The organism is Vibrio sp. YT-17, from assembly GCF_033337375.1.
Taxonomy (GTDB): Bacteria; Pseudomonadota; Gammaproteobacteria; order Enterobacterales; family Vibrionaceae; genus Vibrio; species Vibrio alginolyticus.
The window spans coordinates 1-1177 of sequence record NZ_JAWOQP010000146.1 but is presented as its reverse complement, the minus strand read 5'-3'; the positions used below and the strand labels follow the sequence as shown (position 1 = coordinate 1177).

Below are 1177 nucleotides of genomic sequence, written 5' to 3'. Positions count from 1 at the left end.
GCATTCAGTTATAGCGTTGGAGACATCGAGATCGATCTACAGCAAAACACGCTGATTATCACCAATCGTCATGACGGTAACGAAACGTATAATGCGGGTTATGGTTGCGGCTTAGTGATAGTGCAACGCATTTGTGAACGGATGGGGTGGCCGTTTGAATTAAACGATGATGGCGTCCGATTTAGCGCGAAAGTGACGTTTGTTTCTTAACGTCCAAATTTGCCAATGAAGCCAGATTTAACGTTCTGGCTTTTTTTGTCTCACTTTTTACCTCTAACTCACAGTGAAACAAGAAAAAACTGGGATTTGATTTAGAATAAGTAGAGCGAAACAGAAACTTAAGGAATGGCTATGCTTGCTTATCAGGTCAGCAAAAGTATTGAAATCAACAAATCTCAAAGTGAGATCATCGATTATCTAAAGGATTTTAAAAACTGGCCTGAGTGGTCTCCTTGGATCATTTTGGAGCCAAGCTGCGAGCTGACTTACAGTGACAATCAAGGCCACGTTGGAGCTGGTTACCAATGGAATGGGCAACGAATTGGAACGGGGGCGGTTGTTCTGGAAAGCACACAAGAACATCGTTTAGACATGGAGCTGCATTTTTTTCGCCCCATCAAAAGCCACGGAAAGGTGACGCTCATCGTGACGCCGTCACAAGATGGTTGTACCGTAGAATGGCAAATGCAGTCTCGTGTTCCTTGGTATCTGTTTTTTCTGAAAACGATGTTCAAATCCATGGTTGAAATGGATTACGACCGTGGACTCAAGATGCTAAAAAGCCAGTTAGAAACTGGGCAAATATTGTCGCAGTTGAGCGAAATCGGCACTCGTCATCAAGATTTGATTCATTACGTTGGTTTGCAAGGTTCAGGGACAATTCCTGAGCTTGGTCCAATCATGAAAAAGCAAACTCAAAGACTGTACGAACTGATGCAGAAAGAAAGTCTGCCCGTCAGCGGCGAACTGTTCTGCTATTACCTTTCAATGGACATGAAGCTCGGTCATTTTGAATTTGTAACCTGCTTGCCCGTGAGTGAAATGGTAGAGGTACCAAATGGTTTTGTGTTTGGCACGATTCCAGCGTGTGAAACTTTTGTGATTGAGCACAAAGGTGACTACCAGTTTTTGGGCAATGCGTGGTCGTTAGGGATGAATTTGACACGCCAAAACGGCA

Annotated in this window: 1 protein-coding gene and 1 pseudogene; both read left to right on the top strand. The window is 43.8% G+C overall.

Annotated features, from left to right (window positions below):
* Positions 1 to 210, top strand: a pseudogene (locus R7F67_RS24530) (sensor histidine kinase); the annotation flags it as partial.
* A gap of 141 nt (positions 211 to 351) precedes the next feature.
* Positions 352 to 1177: SRPBCC family protein (locus R7F67_RS24525; protein ID WP_318057502.1), on the top strand; the 826-nt coding region annotated here is incomplete at its 3' end.